A 21,083-nucleotide genomic window follows, 5' to 3' on the forward strand; every position below is an offset into this window, starting at 1 on the left:
CTTTCGAAAGCCGCCCGATCGCTGTTCTCTTTTGCCGACAAGGCGACATATCGTTCCTTTGGGGGTACAAAGGAGGACGCCTTGAACCTCACCGCCGAGCAGAAGAAAACCGTTCTGGCGTCATTTCTGGGCTGGACGCTCGATGCTTTTGATTTCTTCCTTCTGACCTTTCTGCTCACCGACATTGCGGCTGAGTTCCAGACTGATGTTCCCGCGGTGTCGAAGGCTCTGTTCCTGACCTTGGCGACCCGCTTCACCGGCGCGTTCTTCTTTGGCATGCTTGCCGACAAATACGGTCGCAAGCCGATCTTGATGCTCAACATCGTCAGCTACTCGGTGATCGGGGCGCTGGCTGCTTTCTCTCCCAATCTCGGCATGTTCCTGGCGCTACGCGCCCTGTTCGGCATCGCCATGGGCGGCGAATGGGGCCTCGGCTCCTCGCTTGCCATGGAATCCATACCGCCGCGGGCACGCGGCATGGTCTCGGGTATCCTGCAATGCGGTTATCCCGCCGGTTACCTCCTGGCGGCGGTGGTCTATGGGCTGCTCTACGGACAGAAGGTCGGCGACTTCGTCCTCGGCTGGCGCTTCATGTTCCTGCTGAGCTTCATACCGGCGCTGATGGTGCTGTTCATCCGCTCGCACGTGCCGGAATCGCCCCCCTTCGTCGAGGCACGAAAGCAGGTCAGACCGGGGTTGCTGGAAACGCTGCGGAAGCACTGGCGCGTCGCGCTCTATGCCGTGGTGCTGATGATGTTCTTCAACTTCTTCAGCCATGGCACGCAGGACCTCTACCCGACCTTCCTGAAGAAACAGCATGGCTTTGATCCGCATACGGTGAGCTGGATCACCATCGTCGCCAATATCGGCGCCATTGTCGGCGGCCTGGCGTTTGGCGCGCTGTCGGAGAAGATCGGCCGCATCAACGCCATTACCCTCGCATGCATCATCGCCCTGCCGGCGATCCCGCTATGGGCCTACAGCTCCACGCCCTTCATGCTGGCCATTGGCGCCTTCATCATACAGGTCGCGGTCCAGGGTGCCTGGGGTGTCATCCCGGTTCACCTCAATGAGCTTTCGCCCGGCGCGGTGCGCGCCACCTTGCCCGGCTTCATATACCAGGCCGGCAATCTCGCCGCCTCCTACGGCGGTCCGTATCAAGCGGGGATCGCGGAAGCGCCCGGCGGCAGTTATGGTTATGCGCTGGCGCTATTTGCCGGCGTGGTCGCCGTCTGCATCATCGTGGTCATCCGCTTCAGTCCGGAGCGGCGCGGTCAGGTAATGACGGTGCTGGGTTGAAATGTCAGCCCATCCTCAGCGCGATGACGCCTGCGACGATGCTGAGCGCGGCTGCACCGCGCCAGCCCGTCATCTTCTCGCCGAGCGCGTAGACCGAAATCATCATGGCGAACAGGATCGAGGTTTCGCGCAGTGACGCCACCGAGGCGATCGGCGCCTTGGTCATCGCCCACATCACGATCCAGTAGGCGGCGCCGGAAAGCACGCCGGTGAACAGCCCGGTCTTCCAGTCGCGCGCCAACACCGGAAGCGCCTTGGATCCTCGGAAAACGAGGCAGAGCACCAGCGCCCCAAGCGCATCGCAGATGAACAGCCAGGCGGCATAGCTTTGCGCGGTCGCGGCCAGCCGCGCGCCGCTGCCGTCGGATAGCGTGTAGCTGGCAATGAAGATCGACGTGCCCAGCGCGAATGCGACCGCGCGCAGGTTCAGCTTCTCCAGATGCGCCCCGCCGCGAAACGACATCACCAGCGTTCCGGCCGACAACAGCAGGATGCCCACGATGGCAAGCGGTGCCGGCACCTCGGCGACAACGAACATCCCGCCAATCGCGGCCAGCAGAGGTGCCGTTCCGCGTGCCAACGGATAGGTCTGGGCAAAATCGCCGGCCTGGTAGGCGCCGATCAGGAAGGTGCGGTAGCCCATGTGGAAGATCACCGAAGCGGCGATATAGGGCCAGACTTCCACCTTGGGCACCTCGACGAAAGGCAGCACCACGAGGCCAGCGACCCCCATGCCGAACGTCATCAAAGTAATCGACAGGAAGCGGTCGAGATGTACCTTGACCAGCGCGTTCCAGATCGCGTGCATGGCGGCCGCGGCAAGCACCGCGAGGAAGACGAAAAGCGTCATATGGAGATCATCGACCTCCGGAGCCGAAGGGCGTTTCGAGATCGATGTCGACCTGGACGGGGAAGTGATCGGAAGCAAGCTCGCCTATATCGGCGCTGACCGAGCGCACACGCCCGGCCAACATGCCGCCGACAAAGCAATGGTCAAGACGGCGCTTTGCCAGTCTGCCGTCGATGATCTTCTCATGCGTATGGAAATCACCAGCCGGTTCAACCGCCACGGCGGCGGCATCGACGAAGCCGTCGAGATAGGCCGCACCCCGATGATACGGCGTGCTGCCGACGATGCGACGGTATTCGGCGCTGTCCGGCTCCATGTTGAAATCGCCCAGCCAGATCGCCGCCGGCGGGTTTTCCGGCTCGACTTCCCCATGTGTCCAGTTACGCGAAGGTTCGTCGTCCACGCCGCTCCACGGTCCGCCTTCCCCCGGCGCCCGGCGATGCTGCGCCAAGAGATAGTCGATCTGGTCCAGCCGCTCTTCCGCGGCGATGTGCGCGAGATGCAGCGAAAGCACCCTGACCGACCCGGCCGGCGTGCGGATCATGCATTCGAGCGCGGCGTTGCGGGTGTTGAGCGGACGCAGCGTACGGCGCATCGGCAGCGCGTGCAGCCGCGACCAGACGATCGGCAGTTTTGACAGGACCATGGTGCCGAATTGCCGGCGGCGGTTGACCAGACGGCCGTCCCGCCATTCGCTACCATCCATGTCGAAGGCCGGGCCATACACCCAGTGATAATCAGGCAGAAGCCGTGAAAGCAACTCCGGCTGGTCGTCGAAATTGCTGCGCTGCCAGTGCCGCTCGACCTCCTGCAAGGCGATGATGTCGGCGCCGGCAATCATGCGCGCGGCGCGCGAAAGATCGTAGCGCCCGTCGCTGCCGAACCCGTACTGGATGTTGTAGCTGACCAGCTTCATTGCTTATCCGGCTCACTCCCCGGTGTTGGCAGTAACGGTTCGGTCGATCGCTTGCAATGTGCAGCAGGACGGACGGGGCTTGGGCCAGCAGGGCGGCGGTCGAGACCCGGCATCTGCTAGTCCGTGGTCAGCGGCTGGAACCGGCCTGCCGGCGACGCCGCCAGTTCCGCCCAGTCGATCTCTTCCTCCAGCCGGTGATAGGCTTCATCGCCGATCGTGCCGTTGCTACGCAGTTCCTCCAGCGTGTCGCGCTGGCGGTTGATAGCATAGAGCCGCAGCCGGTCGTATTCGGTCGCCGCCTGCGCATCCTCCGGATTTTCCGCGATCTGCCGCTGAGCCTCGTACTGCTCGCGCACGACGGCCGCCGCGGCCGACGTCTTGCGGCTCAACACGTCAAGCGCGGCCTGCATGACGGCAACACGCGCCTGAGCCACTTCGCGATCGACGCTCGTATCCCGTTCGAAGTTGAGTATCCGCAGCAAGGGCTTCAAGGTCATGCCTTGCAACACCAGCGTGCCCAGAACCACCGCGAAGGCGGCTAGAACGATCGGGTCGCGGCCGGGAAAGCCGGCCGGCAGGGCAATGGCCACCACCAGCGTCACCAGCCCCCGCATGCCGCACCAGCCGACCAGCACGGCGCCGCGAAATGTCGGCGCTTCTCGCCTTCTGTCTTCGCCGCCGAAACGGGCGAACCATCTGATGATCGCAACGTAACTCGCCACCCAGACGAGGCGTGCCAGAATGACGACAACCAGCACCGTCGCGGCAAAGAGAAAGGCACCGCCCTGCCCGTCGCCGGAGAGCCGGCCGACGATAGAGCGTGCCTGCAGCCCCATCAGCACGAAAGCCAGCACGTTCAGCACGAACACCGCCGATTCCCAGACCGAATAGGTGCTGACGCGGCGTCTCGCCGACATGCGGCGCGGTCCACTGCGTGCAATGGTGATGGCATAGACGACGATGGTGATGATGGCGGAAAGACCGAGCCTGTCGGCCAGGATCCACACCCCGAATGTCCCGGCGAACTGCACCACGGTGCTGCTTGCGGCGTCGTCGATCCGGCTAAGTGTCAGCAGCGAGACACGGCCAAGCACATAACCCGCGGCCAAACTGCCAATCGTCGACAGCAAGATCACCGGAATGGCGTTGCTCAACAGGATCGAACCGAGTGCGGCCGAAACCGCCAACCGGTAGATCAGCAGCGCGGTGGCATCATTGAGCAGGCTCTCGCCCTGCAGGATGGCGGTGAGGCGGTACGGCACCTTGAACTGGCCGAGCACGGCGCTCGCCGCCACCGCATCCGGCGGTGCGACGATGGCGCCAAGCGCGACCGCCGCCGCGATCGGCAGCCCGGCCATTTTCCAGCCGACGAAGGCAACGACCACGGTGGTGAAGACCACGGCGCCGAGCGCCAGCAGCACCAGAGACAGCCTGTAGCGCTTCAGGTCGCGCAGCGACGTGTCATAGGCGGCATCGAGAAGCACCGGCGCGATGAACAGGGCAAGCGCCAGTTCCGGATCGATCTCGATCACTGGCGCACCGGGTACGAAGGCAATCGCGACGCCGGCCAGGGCCAGAAGGGACGGATAGGGAATCTCCAGCCGTCGCGACAGCGCCGTCAGCGCGACGGCGGTCAAAAGCAGGATAAGCGTCAGTTCGAAAAGGGCCATGCGCTATCGTAGCGGCCGAATGAAACGATTGGCAGTGCCAAAGTCGTGGCCGTGAAACAACGGGTGATACTTCTGGCACGGGTTGTGTCGCCGCGGACAGCACGGGAATTCGGATGCTGGAGCATCCGTTCGGGAGCGCCAACCGACCGTGGATTACCTAATGCAACACCAGCATATCGCTCGACGAGAACGAAATCTCCGCCTTTTCACCTACCGCGGGCGGCGGCGTCGCCGGGCTGTTGAATGTGTCGAGCGACACCGTGTTGCCGCCGATGCCGACACGAACCCGGATCACCGAGCCGAGGAAGTGCACTTCGGAAATCTCTCCGGTCAGGCTGGAGTCGCGGCCGGGCTGGCGGCCGAGCGAAATCGCCTCGGGCCGCAGCGCCAGAGACAGCGTGTCGCCGGACTTCGAGCCGTTGAGCTTGCCCTTGAGCGAGACTTCCTGCGTGTTGACCTGAACCTTGCCGGAGGCGGCATCGGTGACCTTGCCTTCGAGCACGTTCAGCGTGCCGACGAAATTGGCGACGAACTTGGTCGCCGGCCGGTTGTAGATCTCGAACGGCGTCGCGACCTGCTCGGCCTTGCCGCCGTACATGACGGCGATGCGGTCGGAGATCGATAGCGCCTCTTCCTGGTCATGGGTGACGAAGATGGTGGTGATACCGAGCTTCTTCTGGATCGAGCGTATTTCCTCGCGCAGCGAGACTCGCACCTTGGCGTCGAGCGCCGACAGCGGCTCGTCGAGCAAAAGCAGCTTCGGCTTTGGCGCGATCGCGCGCGCCAGCGCGATGCGCTGCTGCTGGCCGCCGGAGAGCTGGTAGGGATAGCGGTCCGCCATCTGCGGCAGCCTGATCATGTCGAGCATCTCGGCGACGCGCTTGTCGGCGTCGGCCTTCGGCATGCCGGCAACCTTCAACCCGAAAGCGATGTTCTGTGCCACGGTCAGGTTCGGAAACAGCGCATACGCCTGGAACACCATGCCGACATTGCGCTGGTTGGGCTTCAGCCGGGTGATGTCCTTGCCGGCGACGACGATCTTGCCGGCCGACGGCTCCTCGAAGCCGGCGACCATGCGCAGCACCGTCGTCTTGCCGCAACCGGAGGGCCCCAGGAACGAGACGAACTCGCCCGGCTCGACGTCGAGGCTGAAATCCTGCACCACGGTGTTGGACCCGTAGGACTTTCGCACATGCTGGATGGACAGGAATGGCTCGGCCATGGCTTTTTCTCTCAGGTCAGTGCTTTTCGATCAATTCGGGCGGTTCGCTGATTTCGGCGCGAAGCGGGACAGGATCTGGATGAGCGACATGCAGCCCCAGGTAATGGCGAAGGCGATGATGGCTAGGGCCGCCGGTTCATAGGCCCGGTTGGCGCCGACGTTTTGCAGATACGGGCCAAAGGCCGGACGGTTGAGGAGGCTCGCCATGGTGAACTCGCCGATGACGATGGCAAAGGTCAGGAAGGCGCCCGACAGCACGGCGATCAGGACATTGGGCAGGATCACCCGGCCAATGATCGTGCCCCAGCCGGCACCCAGGATCTGCGCTGCTTCGGTCAATGTCCGCACATCGATGGTGCGCAGCCCGGTATCGACGGCGCGATACATGTAAGGCAGAGCCAGCGTCGCATAGCCGATCACCAGCAAGGCATTGGCGCCCATATTGCTTCCCAGGAACGGCAGCGGGGAATTCGAGCCGTACATCCTGATATAGCCGAAGACGATGACGATGGCCGGAATGACCAGCGGCAACAGCGTGATGAATTCGACGATCGGCCTGAGCTGCGGCAGGCGCAGCCGGATCCAGTATGCCGCCGGCACCACGATCAGCACACCGAGGATGATGGTGAAGACGGCCGCCACCACCGAATACAGGAAGGTCGACTGGAAGCGAGCGTCGCCCAGCACGATCTGGTAGGCGTCGAAGGAATGGACACCGCGCCGCATGCGCAACGAGAACTCGACCGTCGCCATCAGCGGAATGAAGAAATAGGCCGCGCCGACAATGAAGACGACCCAGGCCCAGAATTTGCCCGACTTCATTTGAGCCACCTTTCGGACCGGGTCCGGAACCAGATGTAGAAGACGTTGGCTAAGCCCGTGATGACGATCATGCCGAAGGCGATGGCATAGCCGAGCTGCGGGTTGTGCAGCACGTCGCCATTGATCTGCGAATAGAGCTTAATCGGAACGATGTTGAGTGCCGGGCCGGCAAACGCATAAGCCGTGGCGATGGCGCCGAAGGAATTGGCGAACAACAGGATGACGGTGCCAAGGAAGCTCGGCCACAAGACCGGGATGACCACCATGCGCCAATACTGCGACTGGGTTGCCCCGAGCGTGGCGGCGGCCTCGCCCCATTCCTTCTTCAAGCCGTCGATGGCCGGCACGATGATGACCACCATCAGCGGAATCTGGAAGAACAGATAGACCGCGATCAGGCCCGATGTCGTGAGGAAATTGAAGCCCATCGCGTATATGTTGACATTGAGAACGTCACGCAGAAGCGTTGTGACGATGCCGACGCGGCCGAGGGTCGCCAGGAAGGCGAAGGCCAGCGGCAAGCCGGCGAAATTCGAGGCGACGCCGGAAAAAGTCAGGGTCGCCGAGCGGGTCCAGTTGGGAAGCCCGCCGCGCACGATGGCGATGGCAATCGCGAGCCCGGCAAAGGCACCGATGACGGCCGACCAGAAACTGATCTTGATCGAAACCCAGTAGGAAGCGCTGATCGAGGGATCACTGACCAGCTGCAGGATATTATCCAGCGTCAGCTGACCGTCGCCATTCTGGAAAGCGCCCAGGACGAGATAGATCGTCGGCAGGATCAGGAACATCAGGACGAAGATAAAGAAGGGCGCCACGCCAATCCATTGCATCGGAAAGCGGAAAGCGGTCGCCTCGTTCGGCGGCGCGGGCTTGGTGGTAACGGACTGATTTGAAAGCGTAAGATCGGTCATGCGCCGGCTACCGTCCTCGAGGAGAAGCCGGGCGGCGGCGAGGCCGCCCGGTGGATTTCAAGCCTTACTTGACGTTGGCGCCGACAACGGCGTCCCAGTTCTTGCTGATGGCCTCCTTCGCCTTGCCCTGCTCGTCGAGCGTCGGGAAGGCGGCCGAGGCGTAGGATTCCGCCGGCGGCAGCTTGGCCAGCACGTCAGCCGGGATCTTGCCTTTCTTGGCGAGATCGTTGAAGCGGATCGGGTGGCAATAGCCTTTCAGCCAGCCGACCTGGCCTTCGTCGGAATAGAGATATTCCATCCACAGCTTGGCTGCGTTCGGATGCGGCGCGAAGGCGCTGATCGCCTGCACATAAACACCAGCGACAACGCCGGTCTTCGGCACGATGACGTCGACGGGCGGGTTGCCCTTCAGCGTATCGCGGCCCGCAAGCGCGTTGTAATCCCAGTTGATCAGGATCGGGGTCTGGCCCTGGGCAAGCGTTGCCGGCTTGCCGACGACCGGCACGAAATTGCCGGCGGCGTTGAGCTTCTTGAAGAAGTCGAGGCCGGCGGTGCCAGCGGCTTCACCAGCAGCCGCCCCACCGGAAAGGCCTGCGGCGTAGACGGCCTGGATGGCCTGGTTCGAAGCGCGCGGATCGCCGGCAACGGCGACCGCGTTGGCGAATTCGGGCTTGAGGAGATCGGCCCAGTCCTTCGGCGACTCCTTGATCAGGTCCTTGTTCACCATGAACGAGAGAACGCCATAATAATCGCCATACCAGGCGCCATCGGCATCCTTGGCGCTGTCCGGGATCGAGTCCCAGGTCGACACCTTGTAAGGCATCAACAGGCCATCGGCCTTGGCGGTCGGGCCGAAGGACAGGCCGACGTCGATGACATCAGGAGCCTGCGGGCCCTTGTTGTCCTTGTTGGCCTTGATCGCCTCGACTTCATCGCCGGAACCGGCGTCGGGGTTGAGTTCGTTGACGGTGATTTCCGGATATTTCGCCTTGAAGCCGGCAATGACGTCGCCGTAGCCGCACCAGTCATGCGGCAAAGCGATCGTGGTGAGCTGGCCTTCGGCCTTCGCGGCCTTGATGAGATCGTCCATCGAAGCGGCGGACGAAATCACCGACGACACCATGAGGGTCGCGGCCGAAAGGGAAAGTACTTTCCCCGTGAATTTGAACATGTGTTCTCTCCATTGAACTGACGCCGTTGGACGTCTGCGATGCGGTATCGTTTCCGTGTGACAGCCAAATGAAAGCTTTGTGAAACCAGCGCCTCGCAGCGTGAAAAGTTAACTCTTTTTAACGGACTGTAGCAATTAGCCATCACTTAATTTTCCGGCTAATCATTAATCCGCCCCTATATCGCCCCTTCCCCTTTCCTTTCCCCTCGTTTCTCGATCAACTTCCGCACCCCCGGAACCGGCCTCAGACCGTCCCGGCGATCGCGTTTTCGAGCAGTGTCAGCGCCGCCTTCTTGGTCAGCTTGACCGGGTTGCCGCCGGCCGTCGGATCGACCACCGCCATGTCGGCGATCAGCCCCTTGCGCTTCTTGTCCATGTCGAGCCCCTTGATCAGGCCCGGCAGCGCGTGTGGCACCTTCAACTCCTTGCGCAGTTTGATGATTGCCTTGGCGAAGCCGTCGAAACCGCCCTTGATGCCGCAATAGGCGGCAAGCCTGGCAATGCGCTCCTCGATGGAATCCCGGTTGAAGGCCAGCACGTAAGGCATGAACACGGCATTGGTCATGCCGTGATGGGTGTCGTAGAGCGCGCCGATCGGATGCGACAGCGAGTGGATGGCACCCAGCCCCTTCTGGAAGGCCGCGGCGCCCATGGCGGCCGCGCTCATCATATGGGCGCGGGCGACGAGGTCTTTGCCATTGGCATAAGCCTTCGGCAGGTTCTCGAACACCAGGCGTATGCCTTCGACGGCAATGCCGTCGGCCATCGGATGGTAGCCCGGTGCGCAGTAGGCTTCGAGGCAATGGGCAAACGCGTCCATGCCCGTGCCGGCGGTGATGAAGCCCGGCATGCCGACCGACAGTTCCGGATCGGCAATGACGATTGCCGGCAAAAGTTTCGGGTGGAAGATGACCTTCTTGGTGTGGGTCGCCTCGTTGGTGATGACGCCGGCGCGGCCGACCTCCGAGCCGGTTCCCGCCGTGGTCGGCACGGCGATGATCGGCGCGATGGTATCGGAGTCGGCGCGCGTCCACCAGTCGCCGACATCCTCGAAATCCCAGACCGGCCGCGTCTGGCCGGACTGGAAGGCGATCAGCTTGCCGAGGTCGAGCGCCGAGCCGCCGCCGAAAGCGATGACACCGTCATGCTTGGCCTTCTTGAACACCGCGATGCCGGCGGTGAGGTTGGAGTCCACCGGGTTCGGCTTCACCTCGGAGAACACGCCATAGGGCACCTTGGCCTTATCGAGAATCCTAAGCGTCGAGGCGACGACCGGCAGTTTCGCCAAGCCCGGATCAGTCACGAAAAGCGGCCGCTTGATGCCGGTGGCCGCGAGCACCTCCGGCAATTCCTTGATGCGCCCGGCGCCGAAGCGGACGGTGGTGGGGTAGTTCCATTTGGAGATGAGCTTGGACATTGCTTGTCTTTCAAAAATCAGATGGCTTCGCGCAGGTGGAATGACTTCGGCCTCGTCAGATTGTCGTAGCCGATGGCCGACAGCCCGGCGCCCTTGCCGGTGTCCTTGACACCGGTCCAGACCAGCGCCGGATCGAGATAGTCGCAGCGGTTCATGAACACCGTGCCAGTCTCGACCCGGTCGCCGATCGCCACCGCATGCTCGGTGTCGCGCGTCCAGATCGAGGCGGTCAGCCCATAGGCGCTGTCGTTCATCAAAGCGATCGCCTCTTCGTCGTTGCGCACCTTCATGATGCCAACGATCGGGCCAAAACTTTCCTCGCGCATGACGCTCATCTGGTGGTCGACTCCGGTCAATACCTCCGGTGCCAGATAGGGCGAGCCGGCCTTGTCGTTAGCCACCTTCATGTTGATGTGCGCCACCGCACCCTTACGCAGCGCTTCGGCCTTCTGCTCGCGGATCAGGTCGGCGAAACGCGCCTGCGCCATCGGCCCCATCGTCGTCGCCTGCTCCAGAGGATTGCCGACGACATAATTCTTCGTCTCGGCGATGAAGCCTTCGACGAACTCGTCATAGACCTTCTCGTGCACATAGACGCGCTCGATGCCGCAGCAGCACTGGCCGGAGTTGAAGAAAGCGCCGTCGACCAGATTGGCGACCGCATGGTCCATCTTGGCATCGGGCAGCACATAGGCCGGATCCTTGCCACCAAGCTCGAGGCCAAGCGTCATGAAGGTGCCTGCCGCCGCCTTTTCGATGGCGCGACCGCCGCCGACCGAGCCGGTGAAATTGACATGGTCGATCTTGCCCGAACCCAGCAGTTTTTCGGTCTGGGCGTGGTTGAGAACCACGTTCTGGAAAACGCCCTTGGGCAGGCCAGCCCTGTCGAAGGCCTGCTGGAAGCGCTCACCGACCAGCAATGTCTGCGCGGCATGTTTGAGGATGACGGCGTTGCCGGCCATCAGCGCCGGCACGATGGTGTTGACCGCTGTCAGATAGGGATAGTTCCATGGCGCGATCACCATGACCACGCCGAGCGGATCCTTCTTCACATAGCGTCGGAAGCCGTCCTTCGGGTTGGAAGCCGGCATCGACTTGAGCGCCGCTTCCGCGATCTCGACCATATAATTGGTGCGCTCCTTGACGCCGCCGAACTCGCCGCCATAGCGAACCGGCCGCCCCATTTGCCAGGCTATCTCCGGCACGATCTCGTCGGTCATCGCGACCAGCGCTTCGAGCATCGCCAGCATGTATTTGCCGCGCTCGACGATCGGCGTCTGTGCCCACTTCTCCTGCGCCGCCTTGGCGCGCTCGACCGCGGCATTGATCGCCTGATCCGTCGCGATCGGACGCTCGGCGTAGATCGAGCCGTCGATGGGAGATTTTAACTTGACCGTTTCGGTCATTCGTTCAGTCCTCGCACTTCATGAATCTTGATTGGCGCCGCCACCATTCCAGCGATGGCCGGAGAGGGCAGCGGCGGCTTGGTTTAATATCGTTCGAACCCTCTGTGCAGTTCCCAATCCGTGATCCGGCGGTCGTATTCGAACTGTTCCCACTTCGCCGTGTGGACATAGTGCTCGAGCACATCCTCGCCGAGCGCCTGCTTCAGCATCTTCGACTTGGCCAGCGTCTCCGTGGCATCGCGCAGTGTCTTCGGAATCTCCGGCAAACGAGAAGCCTGATAGGCGTCGCCGACGAAAGGCTTCTGCAATTCCAGCTTCTCGTCGATGCCGGCAAGGCCGGCCGCGATCAGCGCCGCGAAGGCGAGATAGGGATTGAGGTCAGCGCCGCCGATGCGGCATTCCATGCGGATACCCTTGGTACCCTCGCCGCACAGGCGGAAGCCGGCGGTGCGGTTGTCCTCGCTCCACATGATCTTGGTCGGCGCGAAGGTGCCGGCCTGGAAGCGCTTGTAGGAATTGATGTAGGGCGCCAGGAACCAGGTGAATTCCTTGGCGTATTTCAATTGTCCGGCCGCCCATTGCTGGCCGAGCGTCGACAAGGTCCAGTTGGCCTTCTTGTCGAAAAACAGCGGCGTCTTGCCGTCGGCGCTCCACAGCGAGTTGTGGATGTGGCTGGAATTGCCGGCGAGCCCGTAATTGTACTTCGACATGAAGGAGATCGCCTTGCCTTCGGACTCGGCGATTTCCTTGGCGCCGTTCTTCAGGATGACGTGGCGGTCGGCCATGTCGAGCGCTTCAGCATAGCGCACATTGATCTCTTCCTGGCCCGGGCCCCACTCGCCTTTGGAATTCTCGATCGGAATGCCGGCCGCTTCCATCTCGTTGCGAAGCCGGCGCATGACGCCTTCTTCCTTGGTGGTGATGCCGATCTGGTAATCGCCGATATAGGGCGAAGCGGTATCGAGACCTTGCCAGTGCTTCTTGCGGGCGGAATCATAGGTCTCGTTGAACAGGTAGAATTCGAGCTCGGAAGCGAAATAGCCGATATAGCCGCGCTCACTCAGCCGCTTGACCTGTTTCTTCAGGATGGCGCGCGGCGAATGCGGCAGGTCGTCATGGGTGTGGTGGTCGAGCACGTCGCAGATCACCAGCGCCGTCTTCTCCAGCCATGGAATGCGCCGCAGCGTCGCCAGGTCCGGCTTCATGACGAAATCGCCATAGCCCTTCGACCAGCTTGCCGCCTTGTAACCCGGCACCGGTTCCATATCGATGTCGGCCGCCAGCAGATAGTTGCAGCCATGCGTCTCGTCATGCGCGGAATCGACGAAATATTGCGCCAGGAACCGTTTTCCCGCCAGTCGGCCCTGCATGTCGACGATGCAGGCCAGCACCGTGTCGATCTCGCCATTGGAGACCGCTTTCTTCAACTGATCGAACGAGAAATTTCCGGCCATTCCTTTGGCACTCCAGTGCTTGGTCGTTGAAAGGGAGAAACAAAACCATGGCCGGCGCGATGCCGGCCATGGCCATGATGGCGGATGTCAGTGGCCGGTTTCGCCGACCGCCTGCTCCGCTGCCTTGATCGCGGCCTGGCGCGCCGCGATGATGTCGCCGAGCGGCGGCCCCTGGAAGCGGTTGCGCTCGAAAGCGAACCAGACGATCGCAGTCAGGATGAAGAAGCCGACAGTGATGTAGAGCGCCCAGTCGTTCGGCGGCTGGATGCCGATGATGAAGATCAGGACCATCGACACAATCGACAGGAAGCCGAACAGCATGAACACGCCGCGCCCCATGTTCCACGGCCCCATCTTGTCCCACTTCGGTGTGCCCCAGGCCAACATGCCGAGCACGATCGGCACGATGAAGGACAGGAACAGGAAGATGACGGTGCAGGACACGACGATGGTGTAGGCCGAGGTGCCGGCGACCGAAACCAGCGTCGAGCCCCAGACGAACAGCACCGACAGGATCGACGCCGTCCAGATCGCCGCCACCGGCGTGCGGTAGGTCGGGCTGACCTTGGCAAGGGCCGATGAACCGGGCAGGCCGCCGTCGCGCGAGAAGGCGAAGATCATGCGCGAGGCCGACGTGACGGTGGCAAGGCCGCACAGCAGCTGAGCGACGAAAACGACGAGATAGACGAATTCCTTGATGCCGGGGCTGACGCGCTGGTCGAAGGCCCAGAAGAACACGTTCCAGCCCTGCTTGGCGGCATCGTCCATGTTGGGGATCATCAGCACGAAGGCGACGAGGAACAGATAGCCGAACAGTGCCGACCAGATCACCGACATGACCATGGCGCGCGGCACCGAGGAAGCCGCCTTGATGGTTTCCTCGGAAGTGTGCGCCGAAGCGTCGTAGCCGGTGATCGTGTAGATCGGCAGCAAGAGCCCGAGCGCGAACACCCAAGCGTTCGAAACCTGCGGCCAGACGCCGCCGCCGGCATCGCCGGAGTAATTGTGGAACGTAAACAGCCGGCTGAAATCCCAATGTTCCGCCGAGATCAGGCAGACCACCGCGATCAGAATGGCGCCGAAGAAGATCAGATAGCCCGAGAAGTCAGTCAGCTTCGCCGTCAGCTTGATGCCGAGATGGTTGATCAGGGCCTGGGCACCGGTGATGATGATCAGGAAGATCATCTGGTTGGTCAGCGTGCCCTCGATGCCAAGCGCTGGCCCGAAGGCGCCGACGAAGAACGTCCAGGTGCCGACATTGATGGCACCGAGCACGGTGATCAGACCGAGCAGATTCAACCAGGCTGTCACCCAGCCGGTGCCACGGTTGCCGAGGATGGAACCCCAGTGATAGAGGCCGCCGGCGGTCGGATAGGCCGAGCTGATCTGCGACATGGCGACCGCGAAGGTCAGCGAGACAAAACAGCCGACCAGCCAACCGATGCCGATGCCGATGCCGCCGGCGCCTGAGGTACCTTGCGCCAGCGAATTGATGCCGCCCGACAGGATGCAGATAATGGAGAAGGAAACCGCGAAATTCGAAAAGCGGCTGAGGCGCCGCTCCAGTTCCTGGGCGTAGCCCATGCTGTGGAGGGCCTTTACGTCCTCCGCCTTGTCAACGTCTGTATAACCCGGTGCTGTCATTGGAAGTCCCCTGTTTGTTTCTCAGCTGGCCGATTGGACTGACTTTCTGACTGAATGCGATCTGGGCCGCGTGGCCTCCTCTGGCTCCAGATTGGAAAAAATGCCGGTGAGCAGATCCGCCCATTTCCGCTGCCCGGTCTCGCCGGAGATTTCGTCGTTGCGGATCTCAATCATCGCACAGGGCAAGCCGCGCGAACGTGCGTGCCGTTCCAGCGTGAAATACACGCGGTCGGCCGGCGAATAGGGCTCGTTGACGCCGACGGTTACGCCGGCAAGCCGCTTGAGTGCCGCGATCAGCGGCGCCGCCAGGCGGCGATCCTCGTCATGGATAACGCCGATGTGCCAGGGCCGGTTTTTGGATTTGTAGACCGGCGTGAAGGAATGGACGGAGACCAGCCGCGTCTCCTGGCCGCGCGCCAGCCGCTCCTCGACGATGCGCTCGATCGTGCTGTGAAATGGCTGCCATGACAGGGCCACCCGCGCCGCGAGCTGCTTCTCGGACAGGCCGGTATTGCCCGGTATGGCTGTCGTTTCGCTGACCTGCGGCACCAGGTCCGGCGCGTCGAGCGGCCGATTGCAGTCGACGACCAATCGCGAAATCCGGGTTTCGACCAGCGTGGCATCGAGTGCCTGCGCCATCCGCGACGCAACCGGCAGCGCACCGGGATCCCAGGCGATGTGGCGCGTCAGGTCCTCGGCGGCGAGGCCGAGCGTGCCGAATTCGGTCGGCAGGAAATTGGAAGCGTGGTCGCAGGTCAGTACGAAAGGGCTCGATCCGCCGGGGTTCATCACCCGCACGGTATCAGACGATGCAAGGCTGGCGGGCCGTGCTTTCTCCATAGTCTGCCGTCCCCGGGGAGCGCTGTATCGTATGTTACGTATTTTGCCTCATTGCGTCCCTACGGATGATTTCATACAGTTTGTTTGGCTTTGTCAAATGCGATCTGGGGAAAAGACCGTCGACGGGCCAGGGTGGGGAAAAGATGATTTCCAACATTGCCGAATTGATCGCCGACCGTATCGGCGCGATGCCCGCCGGCGAACGGCGAGCGGCGCAGACGCTGATCGCGAACTACCCGATGATCGGCCTGAAGACGGTCGCCGAATTCTCATCCGCGGCCGGCGTCTCCTCGCCGACGATCCTGCGTTTTGTCGCCCGGCTCGGCTTCCAGAACTATCCCGAGTTCCAGTCGAGCCTGCAGGACGAACTGGCGGCGCAATTGCAGTCGCCGGCGATACGAACGCTCAATCCGCCCTCGCCCAATGGCGGCACGGTGTCGCCCATGCTGGAAGCGACGCTCGACAACATGCGCGAGACCTTCAGGCATCTGTCCGACAGGCAGCTTGCCGACATTGCCACCAGGCTGGCCGAGCGGCGCGGCAAGACCTTCCTCATCGGCGGCCGCTTCACCGATCCGCTGGCGCGCTACATGGCAGCCCATCTGGCCGTCATCCAGCCCGATGTCTTTCACCTCGCCGGCCAGGAGAGCATGTGGCGCGACAGGCTGATCGACATGGGCAAGCGCGACGTGCTGGTGATCTTCGACATCAGGCGCTACCAGGGCAGCCTCCTCCGCTTTGCCGAGAAGGCGCATCAGCGCGGCGTGCAGATCGTACTGTTCACCGATCAGTGGCTGTCGCCGATCGCCCGCTTTGCCCGCCATGTCATTGCCGGGCGAACCGCCGTGCCTTCCGCATGGGATTCTTCGGCGGCGCTCTTCGTTGTCGCCGAAACCCTGATCGGCGCTGTCACAAGGCAGCTCGAGGCCGACGGCGCCCGGCGCATCCGCGAGATGGAAGACCTGCGATAAGCAGATCCCCCGGGGCATCGCATCGGCTCCGCTACAGCGTCCCGAATTCACGTTACCGAGATTTAATGTGCACGATTGCGTGATAATTGCCATAAACCGGTGATATCGGGGTGTGGCGTGGCCGGTTGTTGCCGCCAGCCCGCATCGTCGCTGCATCCGCTTCCACCTGGAACCCAGCGGACGATTGTTGCCGCTGGAGTATCGATGTCGAGCTGGAAACAGATTGTCCTTGCATTTGTGATCGTGGTCGCCGCCGTGGCTGCGTGGGCGCGTTTCCACCCCGCCGCTCCCGGAGTGCTGACACGCTGGGGGATGGACTGGGCGTATGGCGCGACGCCTCCAGCAAAGGACACCGCAGCGGCTGGCGCCCGGCAGACGGGGCGCACCCGGATTGCCACGATCGTCGCGTCGCCAGCCAGCATGGCCACGATCAACGACCGCCTGCAGGCGATCGGCACCGGCCGTGCCAACGCCTCGGTGACCGTCAATCCCTATAGTTCCGGCCGCCTTGCCGAACTGCTGGTCGAATCCGGCAGCCATGTCGATAAGGGGCAGATCATCGCCTCGCTCGATCCCGACACGGAGATCATCGCCCAGAATCGGGCCAAGCTCGCTTTGCAGGATGCCCAGTCCAAGCTCGACCGCGTCAAGTCGTTACGTGCCTCAAACGCCGCGACGCCGGTCGCGGTCGCCGATGCCGAAGTGGTGCTGGCCGGCGCCAAGCTGGCGCTTCAGGATGCCGAGCTTGCGCTGCAGCGCCGCTCGATCCTGGCGCCGATCGCCGGTACCGTCGGCATCCTGCCGATCTCGGCCGGCAACTATGTGACCAACCAGTCGGCGATCGCCACGCTTGACGACCGCTCCTCGATCCTGGTCGATTTTGAGGTGCCCGAGCGCTTCGCGGCCGCTGTCAAGGTCGGCGCGCAATTGACGGCGACGCCGATCGCCAATCCGAGCAAGGCCTATACCGGGACGGTGTCGGCGATCGACAACCACATCGATGAAAAGAGCCGCACCCTGCTGGTCAAGGCCAAGATCGCCAACCCGGCCGATTCGCTGCGCGCCGGCATGTCGTTCTCCATCACCATGAAATTCCCCGGCGAGACCTATCCGGCCGTCAGCCCGCTGGCGATCCTGTGGGGATCGGAGGGCGCCTATGTCTGGCAGATCGAGGACGGCAAGGCCAGGCGGTTGCCGGTTCGCATCATCCAGCGCAACACCGAAACCGTATTGATCGACGCGAAGATCGACAGCGGCGACATGGTGGTCACCGAAGGCACCCAAAATGTCAGCGAAGGCGGCGAGGTTCGCATCGCCGGCCAGGACCAGCGCGCCGCCAATGCCGCGGAAGGCTCATGACCGGCCCCGCCAACGCCTCCAGCGACACCGGCTTCACCGCGCTGTTCATCCGCAGGCCGGTGATGGCCTTCGTGCTGAACACCCTTATTGCCGTTGCCGGCCTCGCTGCCTTCTACGGTGTCGAGATCCGCGAATTGCCCGACGTCGACCGTGCCGTCGTCACGGTCTCCACCACCTTCGAAGGGGCCGCCGCCGAAACGGTCGACCGCGAATTGACCGACACGATCGAGGGCGCAGTCGCCCGCGTCTCCGGCGTCAAGTCGATCTCGTCTTCGTCCTCCTTCGGCTCGAGCCGTGTCACTATCGAGTTCAACGACGGGGTCGATCTCAACGTCGCCGCCTCGGACGTGCGTGACGCGGTCGGCCGCGTCGCCAACCAGATGCCGGACACGGCCGATCCGCCGCGCATCGTCAAGGCCGACGCCAATTCCGACGCGGTGATGCGGCTGGCGGTGACCTCCGACACCATGTCGATCCAGGACATGACGGTGGTGGTCCAGGACCAGATCGAGGACGAACTGGCCGCCGTGCCCGGTGTCGCCGACGTCCAGGTCTATGGCGACCGCGACAAGATCTTCCGCATCGATGTCGACCAGAACAAGCTGGCCAGCCTTGGCTTCACGGTCGCCGACCTCAGGGCGGCGCTTGCCTCCGTCGCCTTCGATTCCCCGGCCGGGTCGATCACCACGACAAACCAGGACCTGATCGTCCGCACCACGGCCGACGTAACGACGCCTGAGGAATTCGAGAACATCATCATTGGCGGCACGACGCGCATCCGCGATGTCGCGACCGTCACGCTCGGCCCCGATGTCGGCCAGACGGCGCTGCGTTCGGACGGCAAGACGGGCATCGGCATCGGCATCATCCGGCAGGCGGAATCCAACACGCTGGACATTTCGACCGGCGTCCAGGCCGCCGTCGCCAAGCTGCAGGAGAACCTGCCCAGGGGCATGTCGATCAAGATCACCAGCGACGACGCTGTCTTCGTCAAGGGTGCGGTGCACGAGGTCGAGATAGCGCTTGGCCTGTCGGTCACCATGGTGCTGATCGTGATTTATGTCTTCCTGCTCGACTGGCGCGCCACGCTCATCCCGGGCCTATCGATGCCGGTCGCCATGATCGGCACCATAGCCGCCATCTATCTGGCCGGCTTCTCCGTCAACATCCTGACGCTGCTTGCTTTGGTGCTGGCCACCGGCCTTGTCGTCGATGACGCCATCGTGGTGCTTGAAAACATCGTGCGACGGCGCAACGAAGGCATGGGCCCGCGCGCGGCCGCCGTGCTCGGTGCACAGGAAGTGTTCTTCGCCGTCGTCGCCACGACGCTGACTCTGGTCGCCGTCTTCGTGCCGATCTCGTTCCTGCCGGGCCAGACCGGCGGCCTGTTCCGCGAATTCGGCTTCGTGCTTGCGATGTCGGTGCTTCTGTCCTGCGTGGTGGCACTGACGCTTTGTCCAATGCTTGCCTCACGCATGCTGACCAGCGCGTTCCTCCACCACGAAGGCGGCCACGGCATTGGCGCGCGCATCGGCGGCGTCCTGAATGCCGGCTACAAGCGCGCCCTCCATGCATGTCTCGACGCACCGTGGATCGTGGTTCTGGTCGCGGTGCTGTTTGCCAGCATTGCGTTTGCGCTGTTCGGCACCATCCGCCAGGAGCTGACGCCAACCGAGGACCGCGCCGCCGTGCTGTTGCGCATCAACGCCCCGCAAGGCGTCAGCCTCGACTATACGACGCAGCAGATGCAGAGAATCGAGCGCCTGATCCAGCCCATGCGCGATTCCGGCGAGATCCGCTCGACCTTCGAAAACGCCGGCCAGAACGGCTCCTACAACTCCGGTTTCATGGTGATGACGCTGGCGCCGTGGGACGAGCGCAGCCGCAGCCAGCAGGAGATCATGGCCGAGATCAGCCAGTTGACCAGGCAGGTGCCCAGCGTGCGCATCTTCCCGGTCCAGCCCAACAGCCTCGGCATCCGCGGCGCCGGCAATGGCCTGCAATTCGGGCTGGTCGGCAACGACCGCAAAGCGCTTAGCGACGCGGCGGTCAAGATCATCGCCGAGATGCAGAAGGATCAGCGTTTCCAGACGCCGCGCCTGTCGATCGACCCGACGCAGCCGCAGCTCGCCGTGGCCATCGACCGCGAGCGCGCTTCCGATCTCGGCATCGACATCACCGGGCTCGCCAACACCATGCAAGCCATGCTCGACGGCAACGACGTCGTCGATGTTTACGTCGCCGACCGTAGCTATGGCGTGAAGCTGGTCTCGACCACCAACCCGATCAACGACCCGACCGATCTGGAAAATGTCTTCCTCAAGACGGCGGATGGCCGCTTCGTGCCGATGTCGACCATCGCCACGCTGACCGAGCGCGCCGTGCCGCCGTCGCTCTCGCGCGAACAGCAGCAGCCTTCGGTGGCGATTACCTCGAATCTCTCAGGCAATTTCGCGCTTGGCGATGCGCTGACACGCGCTCAGGAGATCGCCGCGCCGCTTCTGCCGCCCGGCAGCCGCATCCTGCCGCTGGCCGAAGCCGCGACTTTGGGCGAAACCAATAGCGCAATGGTCACCATCTTCGGCTTCGCGCTGGTCATCATCCTCTTGGTGCTGGCCGCCCAGTTCGAGAGTTTCGTAAGCGCCGTCATCATCATGGCGACGGTGCCGCTCGGCCTTGCCTGCGCCATTTTCGCCTTGCTGCTCTCGGGCACCAACCTCAACGCCTACAGCCAGATCGGCCTGGTGCTTCTGGTCGGCGTCATGGCCAAGAACGGCATCCTGATCGTCGAATTCGCAAACCAGCTGCGTGATCGGGGCCTCGGCGTGCGCGAAGCGATCGAGCAGGCTTCCACCATTCGCCTGCGGCCGGTGATGATGACGATGATCTGCACAATTCTCGGCGGTGTGCCGCTTGTGCTGGCCGCCGGCGCGGGCGCCGAGGCGCGCGTGGCGCTTGGCTGGGTCATCGTCGGCGGGCTTGGCTTGGCGACCGTCTCGACGCTGTTTCTGACACCGGTCGCCTATCTCCTGCTTGGCCGTTTCGTCACCCCGAAGACCCACGAGGAAGCACGGCTGAAGCGCGAACTCGAGGAAGCCGCCTACACCAATGTGGAACCAGCGCAATAG

The 21,083-nt window shown here is 63.0% G+C and carries 16 protein-coding genes; 4 read left to right on the top strand and 12 right to left on the bottom strand.

The features are described 5' to 3' along the window. The first annotated feature begins 81 nt into the window (after positions 1-81). Complete coding sequence (locus FJ941_RS07255) at positions 82-1,299, top strand: MFS transporter (RefSeq protein WP_140504283.1); 1,218 nt, start codon at positions 82-84, stop codon at positions 1,297-1,299. 4 nt (positions 1,300-1,303) lie between these two features. Here FJ941_RS07255 and FJ941_RS07260 read toward each other — a convergent pair whose 3' ends face one another. From FJ941_RS07260 to FJ941_RS07315, 12 genes are all read right to left on the bottom strand, one after another. Then, positions 1,304-2,149 carry an EamA family transporter gene (locus tag FJ941_RS07260; protein WP_140504286.1) on the bottom strand — a complete coding sequence of 282 codons (846 nt, stop codon included), beginning with the start codon at positions 2,147-2,149 and terminating at the stop codon, positions 1,304-1,306. Positions 2,150-2,156: 7 nt separating this feature from the next. Then, a complete protein-coding gene (locus FJ941_RS07265; RefSeq protein WP_140504289.1) occupies positions 2,157-3,065 on the bottom strand; it encodes an endonuclease/exonuclease/phosphatase family protein in 909 nt (302 codons plus the stop codon). A 116-nt stretch (positions 3,066-3,181) separates the two neighbouring features. After that, the gene (locus FJ941_RS07270) at positions 3,182-4,735 is read right to left on the bottom strand and encodes a sodium:proton antiporter (RefSeq protein ID WP_140504291.1); all 1,554 of its coding nucleotides are present in this window, start codon (positions 4,733-4,735) and stop codon (positions 3,182-3,184) included. Positions 4,736-4,892: 157 nt separating this feature from the next. Beyond that, on the bottom strand, positions 4,893-5,957 hold the full coding sequence (locus FJ941_RS07275; protein WP_140504293.1) for an ABC transporter ATP-binding protein: 1,065 nt from the start codon (positions 5,955-5,957) through the stop codon (positions 4,893-4,895). A 30-nt stretch (positions 5,958-5,987) separates the two neighbouring features. Then, positions 5,988-6,779 carry an ABC transporter permease gene (locus FJ941_RS07280; protein WP_015315811.1) on the bottom strand — a complete coding sequence of 264 codons (792 nt, stop codon included), beginning with the start codon at positions 6,777-6,779 and terminating at the stop codon, positions 5,988-5,990. Next, complete coding sequence (locus FJ941_RS07285) at positions 6,776-7,612, bottom strand: ABC transporter permease subunit (RefSeq protein WP_181165828.1); 837 nt, start codon at positions 7,610-7,612, stop codon at positions 6,776-6,778. The genes FJ941_RS07280 and FJ941_RS07285 overlap by 4 nt, the downstream gene beginning before the upstream one ends. A 145-nt stretch (positions 7,613-7,757) precedes the next feature. After that, the gene (locus FJ941_RS07290; protein ID WP_140504297.1) at positions 7,758-8,864 is read right to left on the bottom strand and encodes an ABC transporter substrate-binding protein; all 1,107 of its coding nucleotides are present in this window, start codon (positions 8,862-8,864) and stop codon (positions 7,758-7,760) included. Positions 8,865-9,108: 244 nt separating this feature from the next. Further along, positions 9,109-10,281, bottom strand: a complete 1,173-nt coding sequence (locus tag FJ941_RS07295; protein WP_140504299.1) for an iron-containing alcohol dehydrogenase — start codon at positions 10,279-10,281, stop codon at positions 9,109-9,111. 17 nt (positions 10,282-10,298) lie between these two features. Then, on the bottom strand, positions 10,299-11,687 hold the full coding sequence (locus FJ941_RS07300; RefSeq protein WP_140504301.1) for an aldehyde dehydrogenase family protein: 1,389 nt from the start codon (positions 11,685-11,687) through the stop codon (positions 10,299-10,301). Positions 11,688-11,770: 83 nt separating this feature from the next. After that, positions 11,771-13,141 (bottom strand): glutamine synthetase family protein, encoded by a 1,371-nt coding sequence (locus FJ941_RS07305; protein ID WP_140504303.1) that lies wholly within the window; start codon positions 13,139-13,141, stop codon positions 11,771-11,773. Between the two features lie 87 nt (positions 13,142-13,228). After that, positions 13,229-14,785 carry an amino acid permease gene (locus FJ941_RS07310; protein ID WP_140504305.1) on the bottom strand — a complete coding sequence of 519 codons (1,557 nt, stop codon included), beginning with the start codon at positions 14,783-14,785 and terminating at the stop codon, positions 13,229-13,231. A gap of 21 nt (positions 14,786-14,806) precedes the next feature. Continuing rightward, positions 14,807-15,625 (bottom strand): N-formylglutamate amidohydrolase, encoded by an 819-nt coding sequence (locus tag FJ941_RS07315; protein WP_140504306.1) that lies wholly within the window; start codon positions 15,623-15,625, stop codon positions 14,807-14,809. Positions 15,626-15,768: 143 nt separating this feature from the next. Here FJ941_RS07315 and FJ941_RS07320 point away from each other — a divergent pair, with 143 nt between their 5' ends. The 3 genes from FJ941_RS07320 (at position 15,769) to FJ941_RS07330 (ending at position 21,083) form a co-directional block, all read left to right on the top strand. Continuing rightward, entirely contained in the window at positions 15,769-16,596 is an 828-nt protein-coding gene (locus FJ941_RS07320) for a MurR/RpiR family transcriptional regulator (RefSeq protein WP_140504308.1), read from the top strand. 204 nt (positions 16,597-16,800) lie between these two features. After that, positions 16,801-17,955, top strand: a complete 1,155-nt coding sequence (locus tag FJ941_RS07325) for an efflux RND transporter periplasmic adaptor subunit (RefSeq protein ID WP_140504310.1) — start codon at positions 16,801-16,803, stop codon at positions 17,953-17,955. Beyond that, positions 17,952-21,083, top strand: coding sequence for an efflux RND transporter permease subunit (locus tag FJ941_RS07330; RefSeq protein WP_140504312.1), 3,132 nt, complete (start codon positions 17,952-17,954; stop codon positions 21,081-21,083). The genes FJ941_RS07325 and FJ941_RS07330 overlap by 4 nt, the downstream gene beginning before the upstream one ends.

Source organism: Mesorhizobium sp. B2-3-13 (assembly GCF_006442195.1).
In the GTDB taxonomy this organism is placed as follows: domain Bacteria; phylum Pseudomonadota; class Alphaproteobacteria; order Rhizobiales; family Rhizobiaceae; genus Mesorhizobium; species Mesorhizobium salmacidum.